Source organism: Aldersonia kunmingensis (assembly GCF_001646865.1).
Lineage (GTDB): Bacteria > Actinomycetota > Actinomycetes > Mycobacteriales > Mycobacteriaceae > Aldersonia > Aldersonia kunmingensis.
Genome location: NZ_LRRB01000198.1, coordinates 41,413 through 56,778, shown reverse-complemented (window position 1 = coordinate 56,778; position 15,366 = coordinate 41,413). Strand labels below are relative to the sequence as shown.

Annotated in this window: 20 protein-coding genes and 1 pseudogene; 12 read left to right on the top strand and 9 right to left on the bottom strand. The window is 66.6% G+C overall.

Annotation, left to right across the window (positions count from 1 at the left end; genetic code table 11):
• Positions 1 to 948 (bottom strand): ATP-dependent DNA helicase (locus tag A8G08_RS15645; protein ID WP_157108599.1); only part of this gene is annotated, 948 nt, incomplete at its 3' end.
• A 9-nt stretch (positions 949 to 957) separates the two neighbouring features.
• On the bottom strand, positions 958 to 2,304 hold the full coding sequence (locus A8G08_RS15640; RefSeq protein ID WP_281182155.1) for a nicotinate phosphoribosyltransferase: 1,347 nt from the start codon (positions 2,302 to 2,304) through the stop codon (positions 958 to 960).
• 64 nt (positions 2,305 to 2,368) lie between these two features.
• Here A8G08_RS15640 and clpS point away from each other — a divergent pair, with 64 nt between their 5' ends.
• The 10 genes from clpS to rdgB all read left to right on the top strand — a co-directional run bounded on the left by clpS (position 2,369) and on the right by rdgB (position 9,352).
• Positions 2,369 to 2,698: an ATP-dependent Clp protease adapter ClpS gene (clpS, locus tag A8G08_RS15635; protein WP_068275796.1), complete on the top strand. Its 330-nt coding sequence runs from the start codon at positions 2,369 to 2,371 to the stop codon at positions 2,696 to 2,698.
• Between the two features lie 66 nt (positions 2,699 to 2,764).
• Positions 2,765 to 3,334 carry an oxidative stress transcriptional regulator AosR gene (aosR, locus tag A8G08_RS15630; RefSeq protein WP_068275794.1) on the top strand — a complete coding sequence of 190 codons (570 nt, stop codon included), beginning with the start codon at positions 2,765 to 2,767 and terminating at the stop codon, positions 3,332 to 3,334.
• 19 nt (positions 3,335 to 3,353) lie between these two features.
• Entirely contained in the window at positions 3,354 to 4,457 is a 1,104-nt protein-coding gene (locus A8G08_RS15625) for a P1 family peptidase (RefSeq protein ID WP_068275792.1), read from the top strand.
• Between the two features lie 14 nt (positions 4,458 to 4,471).
• Positions 4,472 to 4,927, top strand: coding sequence for a M67 family metallopeptidase (locus tag A8G08_RS15620; protein WP_187344471.1), 456 nt, complete (start codon positions 4,472 to 4,474; stop codon positions 4,925 to 4,927).
• Positions 4,928 to 4,954: 27 nt separating this feature from the next.
• On the top strand, positions 4,955 to 5,251 hold the full coding sequence (locus tag A8G08_RS15615; RefSeq protein WP_068275791.1) for a MoaD/ThiS family protein: 297 nt from the start codon (positions 4,955 to 4,957) through the stop codon (positions 5,249 to 5,251).
• Position 5,252: 1 nt separating this feature from the next.
• Positions 5,253 to 6,215, top strand: a complete 963-nt coding sequence (locus tag A8G08_RS15610; RefSeq protein WP_068275788.1) for a PLP-dependent cysteine synthase family protein — start codon at positions 5,253 to 5,255, stop codon at positions 6,213 to 6,215.
• Between the two features lie 81 nt (positions 6,216 to 6,296).
• Entirely contained in the window at positions 6,297 to 7,067 is a 771-nt protein-coding gene (locus A8G08_RS15605) for a rhomboid family intramembrane serine protease (protein WP_084436328.1), read from the top strand.
• Between the two features lie 56 nt (positions 7,068 to 7,123).
• Complete coding sequence (locus A8G08_RS15600) at positions 7,124 to 7,885, top strand: cyclic nucleotide-degrading phosphodiesterase (protein ID WP_068275823.1); 762 nt, start codon at positions 7,124 to 7,126, stop codon at positions 7,883 to 7,885.
• An 80-nt stretch (positions 7,886 to 7,965) separates the two neighbouring features.
• On the top strand, positions 7,966 to 8,748 hold the full coding sequence (gene rph, locus A8G08_RS15595) for a ribonuclease PH (protein ID WP_068275783.1): 783 nt from the start codon (positions 7,966 to 7,968) through the stop codon (positions 8,746 to 8,748).
• Positions 8,741 to 9,352, top strand: coding sequence for an RdgB/HAM1 family non-canonical purine NTP pyrophosphatase (rdgB, locus tag A8G08_RS15590; RefSeq protein ID WP_068275781.1), 612 nt, complete (start codon positions 8,741 to 8,743; stop codon positions 9,350 to 9,352). The genes rph and rdgB overlap by 8 nt, the downstream gene beginning before the upstream one ends.
• 6 nt (positions 9,353 to 9,358) lie before the next feature.
• Here rdgB and A8G08_RS15585 read toward each other — a convergent pair whose 3' ends face one another.
• Entirely contained in the window at positions 9,359 to 9,730 is a 372-nt protein-coding gene (locus tag A8G08_RS15585) for a DUF3817 domain-containing protein (protein WP_068275777.1), read from the bottom strand.
• Complete coding sequence (locus tag A8G08_RS15580; protein WP_068275775.1) at positions 9,727 to 10,143, bottom strand: transcriptional regulator; 417 nt, start codon at positions 10,141 to 10,143, stop codon at positions 9,727 to 9,729. Before A8G08_RS15580 ends, A8G08_RS15585 begins: the two co-directional genes overlap by 4 nt.
• A 173-nt stretch (positions 10,144 to 10,316) precedes the next feature.
• On the opposite strand from A8G08_RS15580, the gene A8G08_RS15575 reads away from it, so the two are divergent.
• Together A8G08_RS15575 and A8G08_RS15570 are read left to right on the top strand one after the other, a co-directional pair.
• On the top strand, positions 10,317 to 10,676 hold the full coding sequence (locus A8G08_RS15575) for a nitroreductase family deazaflavin-dependent oxidoreductase (RefSeq protein ID WP_169823316.1): 360 nt from the start codon (positions 10,317 to 10,319) through the stop codon (positions 10,674 to 10,676).
• A gap of 28 nt (positions 10,677 to 10,704) precedes the next feature.
• Positions 10,705 to 10,896 (top strand): annotated as a pseudogene (locus A8G08_RS15570) (DNA alkylation repair protein); the annotation flags it as partial.
• Positions 10,897 to 10,922: 26 nt separating this feature from the next.
• Here A8G08_RS15570 and A8G08_RS15565 read toward each other — a convergent pair.
• From A8G08_RS15565 to A8G08_RS15545, 5 genes are all read right to left on the bottom strand, one after another.
• Entirely contained in the window at positions 10,923 to 11,804 is an 882-nt protein-coding gene (locus A8G08_RS15565) for an alpha/beta fold hydrolase (RefSeq protein WP_068275771.1), read from the bottom strand.
• 29 nt (positions 11,805 to 11,833) lie between these two features.
• Positions 11,834 to 13,087 carry an acyl-CoA dehydrogenase family protein gene (locus A8G08_RS15560; RefSeq protein WP_068275767.1) on the bottom strand — a complete coding sequence of 418 codons (1,254 nt, stop codon included), beginning with the start codon at positions 13,085 to 13,087 and terminating at the stop codon, positions 11,834 to 11,836.
• A 12-nt stretch (positions 13,088 to 13,099) separates the two neighbouring features.
• Complete coding sequence (locus A8G08_RS15555; protein ID WP_068275765.1) at positions 13,100 to 13,969, bottom strand: SDR family oxidoreductase; 870 nt, start codon at positions 13,967 to 13,969, stop codon at positions 13,100 to 13,102.
• Between the two features lie 65 nt (positions 13,970 to 14,034).
• Positions 14,035 to 14,901, bottom strand: coding sequence for a MaoC/PaaZ C-terminal domain-containing protein (locus A8G08_RS15550; RefSeq protein WP_068275763.1), 867 nt, complete (start codon positions 14,899 to 14,901; stop codon positions 14,035 to 14,037).
• Between the two features lie 4 nt (positions 14,902 to 14,905).
• Positions 14,906 to 15,349, bottom strand: coding sequence for a type II toxin-antitoxin system Rv0910 family toxin (locus A8G08_RS15545; protein WP_068275761.1), 444 nt, complete (start codon positions 15,347 to 15,349; stop codon positions 14,906 to 14,908).
• Positions 15,350 to 15,366: the final 17 nt, after the last annotated feature.

The window sequence follows — 15,366 nt, the reverse complement described above, 5'->3', positions numbered from 1 at the left end:
GAGCACCGCATCCGCACCGGCGGGCAGGTGTTCCCATCGGCCGGTCCGGAAATCGCCGACCAGGTCGTCCCACGCCTCCGCGGCACCCTCGAGTCGGTCGACTTCCTCTTCCTCCACCAGTTTCACGCAGCGCCGCGCGGCCGCGCTGATCGCCGGCGCGGACAACTCCGCGGTCGCGACGCCGGTGACCCGGTCCACGAGGTCATGGGCCTCGTCGATGATCACCACATCGTGCTCGGGCAGCACCGCGATACCGGTGATTGCGTCGATCGCGAGTAGCGCGTGGTTGGTGACCACGATATCGGCTGCGGCGGAACGAGATCGGGCCAGTTCGGCGAAGCATTCCTCGCCATGCGAGCAGCGGTTCCGGCCGACGCACTCGCGGGAGGTGACACTCAGCTGCCGCCACGACCGATCCTGGACGCCGGGCACCACCTCGTCCCGGTCCCCGGTCTCGGTGTCGCTTGCCCACGCCTGGAGACGCTGCACCTCGCGTCCGAGCCGCGAAACCGCGAAGGCGTCGAACAATTCCGCCTCGGCGGGTTCGTCGGGCACCGCGCCGTGCAGCTTGTTCAGGCACAGGTAGTTGTTGCGGCCCTTGAGGATCGCGAAGGTCGGCGCGCGACCCAGGACGGGTGTGAGGGCATCAGCGAGCCGCGGCAGGTCGCGCTCGACGAGCTGGCGCTGCAGCGCGATGGTGGCCGTCGATACGACCACCGTGCGGCCGGACCGGACCGCGTGGCGGATCGCCGGCACGAGATAGGCAAGGGACTTACCGGTTCCGGTGCCCGCCTGCACCGCGAGATGTTCACCGGTGTCGATCGCGTGCTCGACCGCCGCGGCCATGGTCTGCTGACCGCTGCGCTCGGCGCCGCCGAGTGCCTCCACCGCGTGTGCGAGTAGCTCGCTGACGGGCGGCAACTCTGAACTGGGGGCAACGGAGGACACCCGAGCAGGTTACTGGCTGGGCGCGCGCCGCTCGGCCAACCCGACGGCTGCGTCGAGGAATGTGGTCGGAACCGCAGGCTCGCCGCGCGACAGTTGCAGCCCCTCCCAGGGCAGTGACCGAAGCCCGGCGGCCACGAGTTCGCGGGCCTGCGCCAGGTCCGGAAGGTCTGCCGCGGCATCGCCCGCCCGAACGAGCGGAACGGTAAGCGGGCGCGAGCGCGTGGCCGGCTCGTCGGGCAGCGTCGCCGCGGCGGAGTGCACGACCTCCTCGATCATCGTCCCGGAGCTGCGATACCGGCGGAGCCCGCACTTGGATCCGCCGCGGGATTTCTTGTGGCTGCTGCGCTTGGCCACCGGCACGCCGTCGACCTCGACGAGTTTGTAGACCATGCTCGCCGTCGGCGCGCCCGAGCCGGTGACCACGGAGGTGCCGACGCCGTACGCGTCGACGGGATCGGCGCGCAGCGCGGCGATCGCGTATTCGTCCAGGTCACCGGACAGCACGATCTTCGTCGAATGCGCGCCGAGGCGGTCGAGTTGCTCCCGGACCTGCCTGGCCATGACGCCGAGGTCGCCGGAGTCGATGCGGACCGCGCCGAGCCCAGGCCCGGCAACCTCGATCGCCCGCTCGACCCCTGCGGTGATGTCGTAGGTGTCCACGAGCAGCGTGGTGCCGGTGCCGAGCGCAGCGATCTGCCCGCGGAACGCCGACGCCTCATCGGGCGTGCCGTCCGGGCCGGTGTGCAGCAGCGTGTAGGAGTGTGCGCTGGTCCCGGTGCCTGGGATGCCGAAATCGCGGACCGCCGCGAGATTCGACGTGGCGGCGAATCCGGCGAGGTAGGCAGCGCGCGAGCAGGCCGGGGCGGCGAGTTCGTGGGTGCGGCGCGTGCCCATCTCGATAAGTGGGCGGCCCTGCGCGGCAGACACCATGCGTGCGGCCGCGGAGGCGATTGCGCTGTCGTGGTTGAGCACCGACAGCACAAGCGTCTCGAGCAGGACACACTCGGCGAAGGTGCCGTGCACCGAGAGTATCGGTGAGCCGGGGAAGTAGAGCTCGCCCTCGCGGTAGCCGTCGATGTCACCGGAGAAGCGGTAGTCGGCCAGCCACTCGGCGGTTTGCTCGTTCACCACGGGCGCGACCACGGCCAGTTCGGCCGCTCCGAAGCGGTAGTCCGCAAGCGCCTCGAGCAGGCGTCCAGTTCCGGCCACCACGCCGTACCGGCGGCCATCGGGAAGTCGTCGCGCGAACACCTCGAAGGTGCATTTCCGCTGCGCAGTGCCGTCGGCGAGGGCCGCGGCGAGCATCGTCAGTTCGTACTGGTCGGTGAGCAGCGCGGTACTACCGGAACGCGACACGATTCCACCTTACGAGCGACACGCCGGGTGTTGTGGTTCACGGGGCACGTCGTACTCTGGACATATGGCCTGGTCGTCAACAGCCGAAGTTGTGCCGCGCCTGGCGGTACCGCAGGCCACGCCCGAACAACTCGAGGTCACCGACATCCTCGAAGCCGAGGATCGCCCTTGGGTCACTGTCGTCTGGGACGACCCGGTGAACCTCATGCACTACGTGACCTACATCTTTCAGAAGCTGTTCGGCTACAGCAAAGCCAAGGCCACCGAGCTGATGCTGAAGGTGCATCAGGACGGTAAGGCGGTCGTCTCCTCCGGATCCCGGGACAAGATGGAGCACGATGTTCGTAGGCTGCACGCGGCCGGGCTTTGGGCGACCATGCAGCGGGATACCTGACCGGCCGAGTCGGACCCGCGCGTTCCTGCGCCACCCGGCGCGACATCGACGAAAATTGGGGCGAATTTGCGGACGTGGACCCGGAAGAACTCGCTGATGGGGGTCACGCTCCGGTCCGAGCTCGACGCCCGTGAGGCAACGGTGCTGCGCTCGCTGGTGGAATCCGTGTGCGGGCTCCTCGACGAACGCAAACGAGAGGCTTCCACCGACGAGCTCGCCGAGCTGACCGGGCTGCAAACCGGAAACAGCACGCCGCCCGAGGATGCCGCGCTGGCCCGGCTGTTGCCCGATTTTCACCGCAGTGAACCGGGCACACCCGACGCGGACAAGGCCAATATCAATGGCGCGCTGCGCAGCCTGCACGAGCCGGAAATCATCGCGGACAAGCTCGCCGCCGGCTCGGTGATCCTCGATACCGTCCCGCATCGGGGCGGCAAGGTGGTCCTCACGCAGGAGCAGGCCGATGCCTGGTTGACGGGGCTCAACGATGTCCGGCTCGCCCTCGGTGCCACCCTCGGCGTGGACGCCGACACCCCGGACCATCTCGACGAGGACGACCCGCGGGCACCACACCTCGACGTCTACCACTGGCTCACCTGGATGCAGGATTCCCTGATTCAGGCGCTCGCGCCATGAGCTTCATGAATGCTGCACCGTGAAACGGGGGCCGCGCAACGCGCTGACCGACGTGACGGGCCTGCTCGTCGGCCACGACCATCGCCTCGACGCCGATGTGGTTGTGCGGACCGACGAGACGGCCGGCGCGGGCGCAGCGACCGGGTGCACGGTCATTCGCGCGCCCGGCGGCGCTACGGCGGCGGTGGACGTGCGTGGCGGCGGGCCGGGAACACGGGAGACCGACCTCCTCGAGCCGAGCAATTCGGTGCAGCAGGTGCACGCGTTGCTCCTCACCGGCGGCAGCGCGTACGGCCTCGCCGCGGCCGACGGCGTGATGCGCTGGCTCGAGGAGCACGACGAGGGCATCGATATGTCGGCGACAAGCACGACGAGTGAATCGCTGCGGGTCCCGATCGTTCCCGGCGCCGTCATTTTCGATCTGCCCGTGGGGGATTGGGGCGTGCGACCGACCGCAGACTTCGGTTATCGCGCGGCGCAAGCAGCGGCCGAGGAGTTCGCCCGCGGTTGTGTCGGAGCCGGCACCGGTGCGCGGGCCGGAATGCTCAAGGGCGGAATCGGCACGGCCAGTGCGGTATTGGTCGATGGCCCCGCCGCAGGGGCTACGGTCGCCGCACTGGTGGTCGCGAATCCGGTGGGCTCCGTGGTCGATCCGCGTTCCGGCCTGCCGTGGGGAGTGGCATCGGATGGCGCGGAGTTCTTCGGGCTGCGCGCGCCGAGCGCCGAACAGGTCGTCGCGCTCAACGAGCTCGCCGAGAAGGGCACCGTGCTGAACACCACGATCGGGGTGGTCGCCACGGACGCCATACTGCCGGCCGCGGCGTGCCGCAGGCTGGCCATGGCGGCACATGATGGCTTGGCCAGAGCGGTGCGTCCGGCGCATTCGCCGCTCGACGGGGACACGTTCTTCGCGCTCGCGACCAATCGCGTGACGCTCGCCGTGCCGGAGCCGGCGCTACCGGCGGAATTTCCCACCGAATTGGCCGCGACCAGTGCTTTGTGCGCGGCAGCGGCGGTGTGTATGGAGCGCGCGATCGTCGACGCGATTTTGGCCGCTCATTCGGTCGCGGGAATACCCGCATATCGGGAAATGTTGTCGTCGGCGGTGCTCGCCGAGGCGTGACGCGAGCGCCGCAACTGGTAGGTCGGAAGGGGCTGCGGGCGTTGCTGGTGATCAGAGCGGATCTCGTCGAGGCGATGGTGGCGCACGCGCGTGCCGACCATCCGGATGAAGCGTGCGGCGTGATTGCGGGACCAGAGGGGTCCGATCGCCCCGAGCGGCACGTCGCGATGATCAACGCCGAGCGGTCACCCACCTTCTACCGGTTCGACTCCGGTGAACAGCTGCGCTTGTATCGCGCGATGGACGACGCCGACGAGGCGCCCATCGTGATCTATCACTCGCACACCGCGACCGAGGCTTACCCCAGCCGCACCGACGTTTCCTATGCGTCCGAACCCGATGCGCACTATGTGCTGATCTCCACGCGCGATCCCGAGGTCCACGAGTTGCGCAGCTACCGCATCGTCGACGGCGTCGTCACCGAGGAACCGGTGGACGTTGTCGAACGCTACGAATCCGTCACCAACTAATCAAGCAGATCGAGAACAGGAGCACCGATGTCCGTCACCGTGTCGATCCCGACCATCCTCCGCACCCACACCGGGGGTGAAAAGCGGGTCCAGGCAACGGGATCCACGCTCTCCGCGGTTATCGATGATCTCGACACCAACTATGCGGGGCTCAAGGACCGGCTGATCAAGGACGGCAAGCTGCACCGTTTCGTGAACGTCTACGTCGACGACGAGGACGTCCGCTTCTCCGGTGGGCTCGACACCGAGGTGTCCGATGGTGCCAATTTGACGATCCTGCCTGCCGTCGCCGGAGGCGACAGTTCAAGCACAGTCGGCGTCTAGCGTGGCGCGCTACGACTCTCTGATTGCGACGCTCGGCAACACCCCGCTCGTCGGACTGCAGCGCCTGTCCCCGAAATGGGATGGCGATGACCATGTTCGGTTGTGGGCGAAGCTCGAGGATCGCAACCCCACCGGATCGATCAAGGACCGTCCGGCGCTGCGCATGATCGAGCAGGCCGAGCGCGATGGCCTGCTCGCGCCCGGCGCGACGATCCTGGAACCCACGAGCGGCAACACCGGCATCTCGCTGGCGATGGCGGCAAAGCTCAAGGGTTACAAGCTGATCTGCGTGATGCCTGAGAACACCTCGATCGAACGGCGTCAGCTGTTGACCATGTTCGGCGCCGAGATCATCAACTCGCCCGCGGTGGGTGGTTCGAACCAGGCCGTCGCGATGGCCAAGGAGATCGCCGCCGAGCATCCCGACTGGGTGATGCTCTACCAGTACGGCAATCCGGCCAACTCGCTCGCGCACTACGAGGGCACCGGGCCGGAGATCCTCACCGACCTGCCGGAGATCACCCATTTCGTCGCCGGACTCGGCACGACCGGAACGCTGATGGGCGCGGGACGCTACCTGCGCGAGCAGGTCCCCGACATCAAGATCGTCGCGGCCGAGCCGCGCTACGGCGAACTGGTGTACGGACTTCGCAACCTGGACGAGGGGTTTGTGCCCGAGTTGTACGACGAGTCGGTGCTGACCGGGCGCTACTCGGTCGGGCCGTTCGACGCGGTGCGCCGCACCCGCGAACTCGTCGGCGAGGAGGGCATCTTCGCCGGCATCTCGACCGGCGCGATCCTGCACGCCGCACTCGGTGTCGCCGCCAAGGAACTGAAGGCGGGTCGGCGCGCGGACATCGCGTTCGTGGTCGCCGACGCGGGATGGAAGTATCTGTCGACCGGTGCCTACACCGGTACGCTCGAAGAGGCAGAGGATGCGCTGGAAGGCCAGCTCTGGGCGTAAGCGACGGAGCTGCCACAACGCTCCCGGATACGGCTCGGTGACCGGCTCCCGCGCTCGAGGGTGACTACGAGAGGTCACGCGATGACTGGCAGTCCGCAGGGACCGGGGTTCTCCGATCCCAGCTTCGACCGCTCGAGGCTGGACGCGATCCGCGACCAATTGGCCAATCCGCGCCCGGCGACGCCTCCTGCCCCTACTTCGCGTCCGACGCCGCCGGCCTCGACGCCGTCCGCTAAGCCCGCTGCTCGCGAGGAGAAAGAACGCCCGCAGTGGCAGGTGGCGGCAGCGATCGTCGGCGGATTCGCCTTGCTGCTCTACGTCATCGAGTTCATCGACGCGCTGATGGACCACCGGCTCGATCAGTGGGGGATCGAGCCGCTGACGCTGAACGGCCTGTGGGGCATCCTGTTCGCGCCGCTCCTGCATGCGAACTGGGAGCATCTCGCCGCGAACACGCTGCCACTGTTGGTACTCGGCTTCCTCGTGATGTTGTCCGGAATCGGCCGCGGACTCGCGGCGACCGGCATCATCTGGCTGGTGGCCGGGGTGGGGGTGTGGTTCACGGGAGGGCAGAACACACTGCATATCGGCGCGTCCGGGATCGTCTTCGGCTGGCTCGCCTACCTGCTCGTGCGAGGCTTCTTCACCCGCAAGATCGCGCAGGTCCTGATCGGCATCGTGGTGTTTCTCATCTACGGCAGCCTGCTGTGGGGCGCGCTGCCCGGCACGCCCGGAGTGTCCTGGCAGGGACACCTTTTCGGTGCGATTGGCGGCGTTGTGGCTGCGTGGATGCTGTCGGGACCCGAACGCGATGCGCGCCGAGCGCGATCTCAGGCATCCGCCGCCACGTGACCGTTCCGAAATGATCGAACGTTTATTGAATGCATGGTTCGTGGCAGCATGACCGTATGCGGTTGACCGTCCTCGGGTGTTCGGGCAGTGTGTCCGGGCCGGACTCGCCCGCGTCGGGGTACCTGCTGACGGCACCGGGAACGACTCCCGCGGTCATCGACTTCGGGCCGGGTGTGCTCGGCGCGTTGCAGCGCTATGCCGACCCGGGCGAGGTTGCGATCTTTCTTTCCCACCTCCATGCCGACCACTGTCTCGATTTACCGAGTCTGCTGGTGTGGCGTCGCTACCACCCGAACTCGTCTGGCGGACGTGCAATCGTGCATGGACCGAGCGACACCGCCGAACGGATCGGGGTCGCGTCCGCGGAGGTCGCCGGAGCCTGCGATGACTGGTCCGACACGATCGATATGCGGCCGTGGGAGTCCGGTGTCGAGGTCCCGTTCGGCACCGCCACGATCACCCCGATGCGCGTGAGTCATCCGCCGGAGTCCTACGGCCTGCGCATTCGTAGCGACGCCGGACGGACGCTGTGCTTCACCGGCGATACCGCCCTCTGTTCCGGTGTGGTCGAGCTGGCCGCCGGAGCGGACATTCTCCTGGCCGAGGCGTCGTGGACGCACGACCCGCCCAATCGCCCGCCCAATCTGCATATGTCCGGTACTGAGGCCGGTCAGCTCGCCAGCCGCGCCGGAGTGCAGGAATTGCTACTTACCCATATCCCGCCATGGACCTCGCGCGAGGACGTCATCGCCGAGGCGAAGGCCGAGTTCTCCGGACCGGTGCACGCCGTGTCCCCGGGCGAGGTGTACGACTTCTGACCGCCTCCCGGCACCCTCCCGTCCACGCGATACGGAGGTCCGGCGGTCCCGCCGCGCGTTCGGCCGATAGGCTTTCGCCCGTGTCGAGACGAGCCGATGGAAGAGCGGACGACGAACTCCGCGAGGTCCGCATCACCCGAGGATTCACCAGTCACCCTGCCGGGTCGGTACTGGTGGAGTTCGGCAATACGCGGGTGATGTGCACGGCAAGCGTGACCGAGGGGGTGCCGGGCTGGCGCAAGGGCTCCGGCCTCGGCTGGCTCACCGCCGAGTACGCCATGCTGCCCGCCGCCACGCACACGCGTAGCGGCCGCGAGTCGGTGAAGGGCAAGGTCGGCGGCCGCACCCAGGAGATCAGCCGCCTGGTCGGCCGATCCCTGCGCGCGTGCATCGACCTCGCTGCGATCGGTGAGAACACCATCGCGATCGACTGCGATGTGCTGCAGGCCGACGGCGGCACCCGCACCGCGGCGATCACGGGCGCGTATGTCGCCCTGCACGACGCGGTCACCTATCTACGTGCGGCCAACCTGCTGTCGGATCCGCAGCCGCTTTCGTGTGCGATCGCTGCGGTCAGCGTCGGCGTGGTCGACGGCCGTGTACGGCTCGACCTGCCCTACGAGGAGGACTCGCGGGCGGAGGTCGACATGAACGTGGTCGCCACCGATACCGGCACCCTCGTCGAGGTGCAGGGGACCGGCGAGGGCGCGACGTTCCCGCGCTCCACCCTCGACAAGATGCTCGATTCTGCGCTGGCCGGCTGCGACAAGCTCTTCGAGGCCCAGCAGGCCGCGCTGGCCGAGCCGTACCCCGGTGTGTTGCCCGAACCGGCTGATCCGCCGAAGAAGAAGTTCGGTGGCTGACCGGCAACTGCTGGTCGCCAGCCGCAACGCGAAAAAGCTGGCCGAGCTGCGACGTGTGCTTGCCGAGCATGACATCGCGGGCATCACCATCGTTGGGCTCGACGAGATCCCACCGTTCCCCGAAGCGCCCGAGACCGGCGCGACGTTCGCCGACAACGCCCTGATCAAGGCGCGGGACGGTGCGAAGGCGTCCGGATTGCCTTGTGTGGCAGACGATTCCGGTATCGAAGTGGACGCGCTCAACGGGATGCCCGGCGTGCTGTCGGCACGCTGGTCAGGCAGGCACGGCGACGACGCGGCGAACACCGCATTGTTGCTCGGCCAGATCGCCGACGTGCCGGAGGAGCGGCGAACCGGGCGCTTCGTCTCGGTGTGTGCGCTGGTGCTGCCCGATGGCGACGAGATTGTCGTGCGTGGCGAGTGGCCGGGCGTGATCGTCGACGCGCCCCGCGGGGGCGGCGGCTTCGGCTACGATCCGGTCTTCCTGCCGGACGACGCCGATCGCACCTCGGCCGAACTCACTCCGGCGGAGAAGGACGCCCGCTCACACCGGGGCCGTGCGCTGAAACAACTCGTGCCTGCACTCCGCGCGCTGGCGGGCTAGCTGTGGTCAGACCCCGAAATCGCGCTTGACCTGCTGGCTGCGGTAGTGCTCGGCAACGAACGACATGAACGGGATCGTGCCGGCGAGCGCGGTGGTGATCGTGGTGGCGGCCTTCCAGCGGACCTTGATCGCCAGGTCGATCGTGACCGCCAGGTAGATCATGTAGAACACGCCGTGGGCCTGCCCGATGTAGAAGAACCACGACGGCGCGCTGTCGGCGTCATCGAGGAGTAGGTACTTGTAGACCAGTTCGCCGGTGAGCACGAGCAGCCATACGCCGGTCACCCAGGCGAAGATCCGGAAACGCAGCAGCGCGCTCGCGATCTTGGAGTTGTCCGGCGCCGTCGTGGTCTGGGTGCCTTCGGGGCTCGCGGTCACGTAGTGCTCCTGTCGTTGCGGTCCCGAGCATTCAGCTCGGCGAGGTAGCGGTTGTACTCGGACGTCCGTTCGTCCAGCCCGTCGGTCGCCTTGGCGGTCGGGCGGTGTGGCAGCAGGTCCGGTGGAATCTCGGTGGGCTCGGCCTTCGCGCGCGTCGCCGATTCGGGCGTGGCGCCGACCTCGGGTGCCTCCGGGTCGGTGCGGTCGTCCTCGAGCTGCACGAACCGCCGGTACGCGTACACGACGAACACGGCGAACAGCGGCCACTGCAGCGCGTAACCAAGGTTCTGGCCCGTGCCGCCGACCGCTTCGAACCGCGTCCACTGCCACCAACCGAGCGCGAGGCAGGCCGCCGCGGCGACGACGACGAACACAATCAGTGCAGGTCGGTGCCGCTTCGGCCGGGAGGTCATACCCCAAACGGTACCGAACTGCGGATATCCGGATTCGACCAGTGCTGGCGGGGTATTGACGGGCCTGTGTGATGCGGAAAGAATCCGCGCAGTCGATCTTGAACTTCGAGCGGGGGAGTGCGATGGCGGCGTACGAGGATTTGGGATTCGAACGAAACGGAGTTCCGCGGCAAATGGCGCGGTTCAACAAGGCGGTCACCAACAAACTGGCGGGGCCGTTGGCGCCGTACGTGTTGCCGTGGGCCGTGGTGGAGCATCGCGGACGCAAGACGGGCACGGAGTACTCGACGGTGGTGGTCGCGTTCCGAAGAGGCGACCTCATCGCGATCCCACTGCCTTACGGCCCGCAGACCCAATGGCTGCACAACCTGATCGCGGCGGGGAAGGGATCACTGCGTCGCCGCGGTCGCGTCAACGGCATCTCCGACTTCCGCGTGGTCGATCGCCGCGAAGCGCAGGTGCCGCTCGGTGCGGCGGTTGGCGGTCGGTTGACCGGGCGGGTGTTGCTCGCACAGCTGGAGCGCCGGGGATAATCGCCTTCGTGACGACCGGCAGCACGCGATGACCGATCAGACGGAGACCGACTCGACGGTGGTCGAGGTCATGGCCGAGCTGGCCGCGCTAGAGGACCCGAAGATTCGCGCGGTGAACGAGCGGCACGGTGACGACCACGGCGTGAACCTCACCAAGCTACGTGCGGTCGCCAAGCGACTGAAGACGCAGCAGGACCTCGCGCGCGAGCTCTGGCAGACGGTATCGAGCACCCCCGAGCAGAACGCCTAGTGCTCAGCCCCCGCGTCGTCGTCGGGCATCGCGCGGTCGAGGAACGACGTCACGAGCTGATACAGCCCCTGCGGGTTGTCGAGTTGTGGGCAGTGACCACTGCCGCGCATGACGTGAAACTCGCTGCCGGGCAGTAGCTTGTGGAGTCTCGCACCGGCTCGGACGGGGATGATCGCGTCCCGGCTGCCGTGCACGATAAGCACCGGGCACTGAATGAGATCCGGCCGGTAGCAGACGACCTCGGTCTCGACTGCCAGCTGTCTGACTTCCCGGAAGACTGTGCGCAAGCGCGCGCCATTCCCGAGGGTCCGAACCCATCGGTCGGTAATGTCGGGCGGAACCCGGTATCGCGGCCGCCCGTACAGGGCCAGGGGCATCGAACGCGCGACGCCCCAGCGGAGGATCCGTGACGGCGAGCGCACCAGGATCTCTGGATGGAGGGGCGCCGGAATCCGGACATAACGCGCAATTGCGTTTGCGGTCATCGTCGGCTCATCGACCGCGACCACGGCTCGAACATGATCGGGATGACGTTCTGCCGCCCGCAGAGCCACCGCCGCACCCAGCGAATTACCCATCAGCACAACGGGTCCGTGCCTGGCGACGATGCCGTCGGCGAACGCATCCAATTCCGGCAGTATCGGACCCGGCGGACGCCGATCGGCCTCGCCATACCCCGGCAGGTCGACCGCGATGGCGGCATGCCCATGTGCCGAGGAGATCTTCAACAGCTCGAGCCAGGTCGCGCCGCTATCGAGAAAGCCGTGCAGCAAAACGAGTGGTATGCCCTGCCCGCTAACGGTCAGGACGCGGGTTCGGACGTTGCCGAAACGCTCGAACCCGGCCCTGATCGTCGGTGCAGCCTCGTCGAGGGACATCGTTGTCGCTCCTGCACCCACCCCCGGGGCTATTGCGCGAGTAGACCCTTCGCGACCTGGGTTATCTGTATCTCGTTGGAGCCGGCGTAGATCATCAGGGACTTCGCGTCCCGCGCGAGTTGCTCGACCCGGTATTCGGCCATATAGCCGTTGCCGCCGAACAGTTGGATCGCTTCCATCGCCACATCTGTGGCCGCCTCCGATGCGTACCACTTCATTGCCGATGCTTCGGAAAGACTCGGCATCTTGCCCGCCTTCATTCTTTCCATCATCTGGAACACCATGTTCTGCACGTTGATTCGTGCGATTTCCATCTTCGCCAGCTTCAGCTGGATCAGCTGGAATTGGCCGATCTCCTTGCCCCACAACGTGCGGTTCTTGGCGTAGTCGATCGACAGGCGATGGCATTCGTTGATGATTCCGAGTGCCAGGACCGGGATCCCGATCCGCTCGCCGACGAAGTTGCCGCGGGCGCTCTCGCGGCCGTCGCCGTCGTGGTGGTCCTCCGTCTCGCCCAGCAGGCGGTCCTTGCTCAGCCGGACGTTGTCGAAGAACAATTCGCCAGTGGGGGAGGAGTTCATGCCCATCTTCTTGAAGGGCTTGCCCTGGGTGAAGCCTTCCATCCCCTTGTCGAGCACGAAGGTCAGCACTTTGCGGTCTCGTCGGTCCGTGCCGTCCTCTTCATCGAGTTTGGCGTAGACAACAATCGTGTCGGCGTAAGGACCGTTCGTGATGAAGGTCTTCTGACCGTTGAGGATGTAATCCTCGCCGTCGCGGCGAACGTAGCTCTTCATCCCGCCGAAGGCGTCCGAACCGGAATCCGGTTCGGTGATGGCCCAGGCGCACACCTTGCGCATGGTGATGAGGTCGGGCAGCCAACGCTCCTTCTGCGCAAGCGTGCCGCGGGACATGATCGTCGTAGCGCCCAGGCCCAAGCTGACGCCGACCGACGCGACAACGCCGAGACATACGCCGGCCAGTTCGCTGATGAGGATGACCCCCATCGATGCCTGGCCTCCAATGTCGCCGAATCCGCTGGAGTCGTCCGAGTTGTCGTCCGGCTTGGCCTGTCCGGCCTCGCGCTTTCGCTCCTTCTCCAGCATCGACTTCACGAGTTCGTCGGCCATCGCATCGACACCGAACTCGCTGAACAACTTTCGGACGATGTCGTACGGAGGTAGCTCACCGCTCTCGAGCGCATCTATGTTCGGACGGATCTCCTTGTCGATGAACGCGCGGATGACGTCCCGGATCATCAGATCGGTAGGGGACCACTCGATCACGGTGAGCTCCTTTCAGGGCAGTCTGGCCGCGATGTCGTCGATCGACCACGGGCCATCGGTGTCGATGGTCTTGACGTCGTGCCAACCCGCGAGCTCCGATATCGAGCCGCCCTGAACCGCGAACACCTTGCCGGTGACCGCGCACTTGTCCGATGCCAAGAAGGCGACCAGCGGTGAGATATTTGCCGGCGAGAAGAAGTCGAATTCGCCTTCGGCCACCTCGGTGCCGAAGAATGCGCCCATGCCAGGCGTGGCCAGCGTGAGGCGGGTGCGAGCGACCGGGGCAATCGCGTTGACGCGCACGCCGTATCGTTCCAACTCCCCGGCGGCGACGAGCGTGAGGGCGGCGATGCCGGCCTTCGCGGCGCCGTAGTTCGCCTGGCCGGGGTTGGGCATCGTCATCCCCGACGCGGAGCAGGTGTTCACGACGGCGGCGGTTGGCTGGCGCCCGGCCTTGCTCTCGTTCTTCCAATACTCGGCTGCGTGACGCAGCACACTGAAGTGGCCCTTCAGGTGCACAGCGATCACCGCGTCCCAGTGCTCTTCGGACAAGCCGGCGATGTATCCATCGCGCAGAATCCCGGCGTTGTTGACGAGGATGTCGATCTTGCCGAGGTCCGAGACAGCTTGCTGAATGAGGTTTTTCGCACCATCGAAGGTGGCGATGTTGTCGTAGTTGGCGAACGCTCGCCCGCCTGCAGCGACGATTTCGTCGACGACCTCCTGCGCCGGGCCCGCGCTCGATCCTTCGCCGGCGTTGCTCCCACCCAGGTCGTTGACGACGACGATGGCACCTTCGCGGGCGAACAACAGAGCGTGTTCGCGGCCGATTCCGCGGCCGGCGCCCGTGATGACGGCGGTCTTGCCTTCCAATGCACCCATTGATTACTCCTTGCGAAAGTCGATGTGTGACATAGGGCGCGGCGGTCCGCCGCACCGCGGACGAATCAGTCGGCGATGACCGCCAGGCCATCGGTGAGCACGAGATCTTCGCCTCGGGCGGTCTCGAAGGCGTACGTGGTGAGACCGTTTCCCGAGCTGACCTTCCATACGCGCGTTTCGAGATCGTCTTCGGGGAAGACGGTTTTGGCGAATCGGACGGCGAGTCGCTTCAGTCGGCTGACATCGGAATCGCCGACCTGCTCGAGCACACCCCACGAGGCAAAAGCCATGGTGCACAGGCCATGGGCGATGATGCCGGGCAGCCCGGCGTTCTTCGCGGCTTCTTCGTCGAGGTGGATGGGCACCGGGTCACCGGAGGCGGGGCTGTAGCGGAAGGTCTGGTCCGCATCGATGTGCTGTTGCACTTTCGCGGTGGGTGCGGACTCACGCAGCCCTTCGGGCATGACATGTGTGGGTGCCGGATCGCCGGCAGCTTTGCCATTGGTCGCATCCTGGCCGCGGAAGAACATGGTCACGTATTGCTCGTTGACCAGTTCGCCGTCTTCGCCGCGGCACTCGATCTGGATTACCGCGCGGGTTCCCTTTTCGAGGCCCTGGTATCCGATCATGCGGGCCTGCGACCGCAGCGTTTCACCGGGCCGAATGGGCCGGTGGTAGTGGAAGTCCTGCTCCCCGTGCAGGCCTCGCATCAGGAGTTGGAATGGCACGACGTTCATTGCCGGTTCGATCATTCGCTCGAAGACCGGCACGATCGCGAAGACCGGCGAGCCGACGTCACCGGCGAGGTGCGCGGCGATGGGATCGTTGGTCGCCGCGGCGTACTCGGCGATGCGCTCACGGGTGACTTCGAACTGGTTCTCTTCGGTCCACTTGCCGAGATTCTCGTCGGCAAAAGTCAAATCCGGATTCACGACGTCAGGCCTCCGCCGCGGCCAGCTGTTCGATCTTGCGCAGGGTTCCTTCGAGTTGGCTGGCGCCGGCCGTTTCGATTTGCTTGGCCATCGCTCCCGTCACCATCGCGCCCTCGAACGCGCTCTCGACGGTGAAATTGCTTCCACCCTCGGACGCCGGCTCGACGATGAAGCCAAAGATGGTCTTGACGCCCATCATTCCGGCGCCCTCCATGACGAGCTTCCTCGGCGCGTCGATTTCCTGCACGGTCCAGTCGATCTTGTTGGTCATGCCCATCACGGAAATCTTTGCCGTCAGCTTGGTGCCCGGCGTGAGGGTCTCCGGCGGCTCGGTCACCCAGCTGTCGTGGATGGTGAACCAGTCGCCCCAGCGGCTGAGGTTCGAAACGACCGCCCAGAGCGACTCGGGGCTGGCGTTGAGGTGGTTTGTTACCTGGACTTGGGCCATGATGACTCCTCGGTTCC

Coding starts and splice junctions, on each gene's coding strand:
- clpS (WP_068275796.1), top strand. CDS start 2,369: ATGGCCTGGTCGTCAACAGCCGAAGTTGTGCCGCGCCTGGCGGTACCG.
- A8G08_RS15615 (WP_068275791.1), top strand. CDS start 4,955: ATGTCCGTCACCGTGTCGATCCCGACCATCCTCCGCACCCACACCGGG.
- A8G08_RS15605 (WP_084436328.1), top strand. CDS start 6,297: ATGACTGGCAGTCCGCAGGGACCGGGGTTCTCCGATCCCAGCTTCGAC.
- A8G08_RS15600 (WP_068275823.1), top strand. CDS start 7,124: ATGCGGTTGACCGTCCTCGGGTGTTCGGGCAGTGTGTCCGGGCCGGAC.
- A8G08_RS15580 (WP_068275775.1), bottom strand. CDS start 10,143: ATGACCTCCCGGCCGAAGCGGCACCGACCTGCACTGATTGTGTTCGTC.
- A8G08_RS15575 (WP_169823316.1), top strand. CDS start 10,317: ATGGCGCGGTTCAACAAGGCGGTCACCAACAAACTGGCGGGGCCGTTG.
- A8G08_RS15565 (WP_068275771.1), bottom strand. CDS start 11,804: ATGTCCCTCGACGAGGCTGCACCGACGATCAGGGCCGGGTTCGAGCGT.
- A8G08_RS15555 (WP_068275765.1), bottom strand. CDS start 13,969: ATGGGTGCATTGGAAGGCAAGACCGCCGTCATCACGGGCGCCGGCCGC.
- A8G08_RS15545 (WP_068275761.1), bottom strand. CDS start 15,349: ATGGCCCAAGTCCAGGTAACAAACCACCTCAACGCCAGCCCCGAGTCG.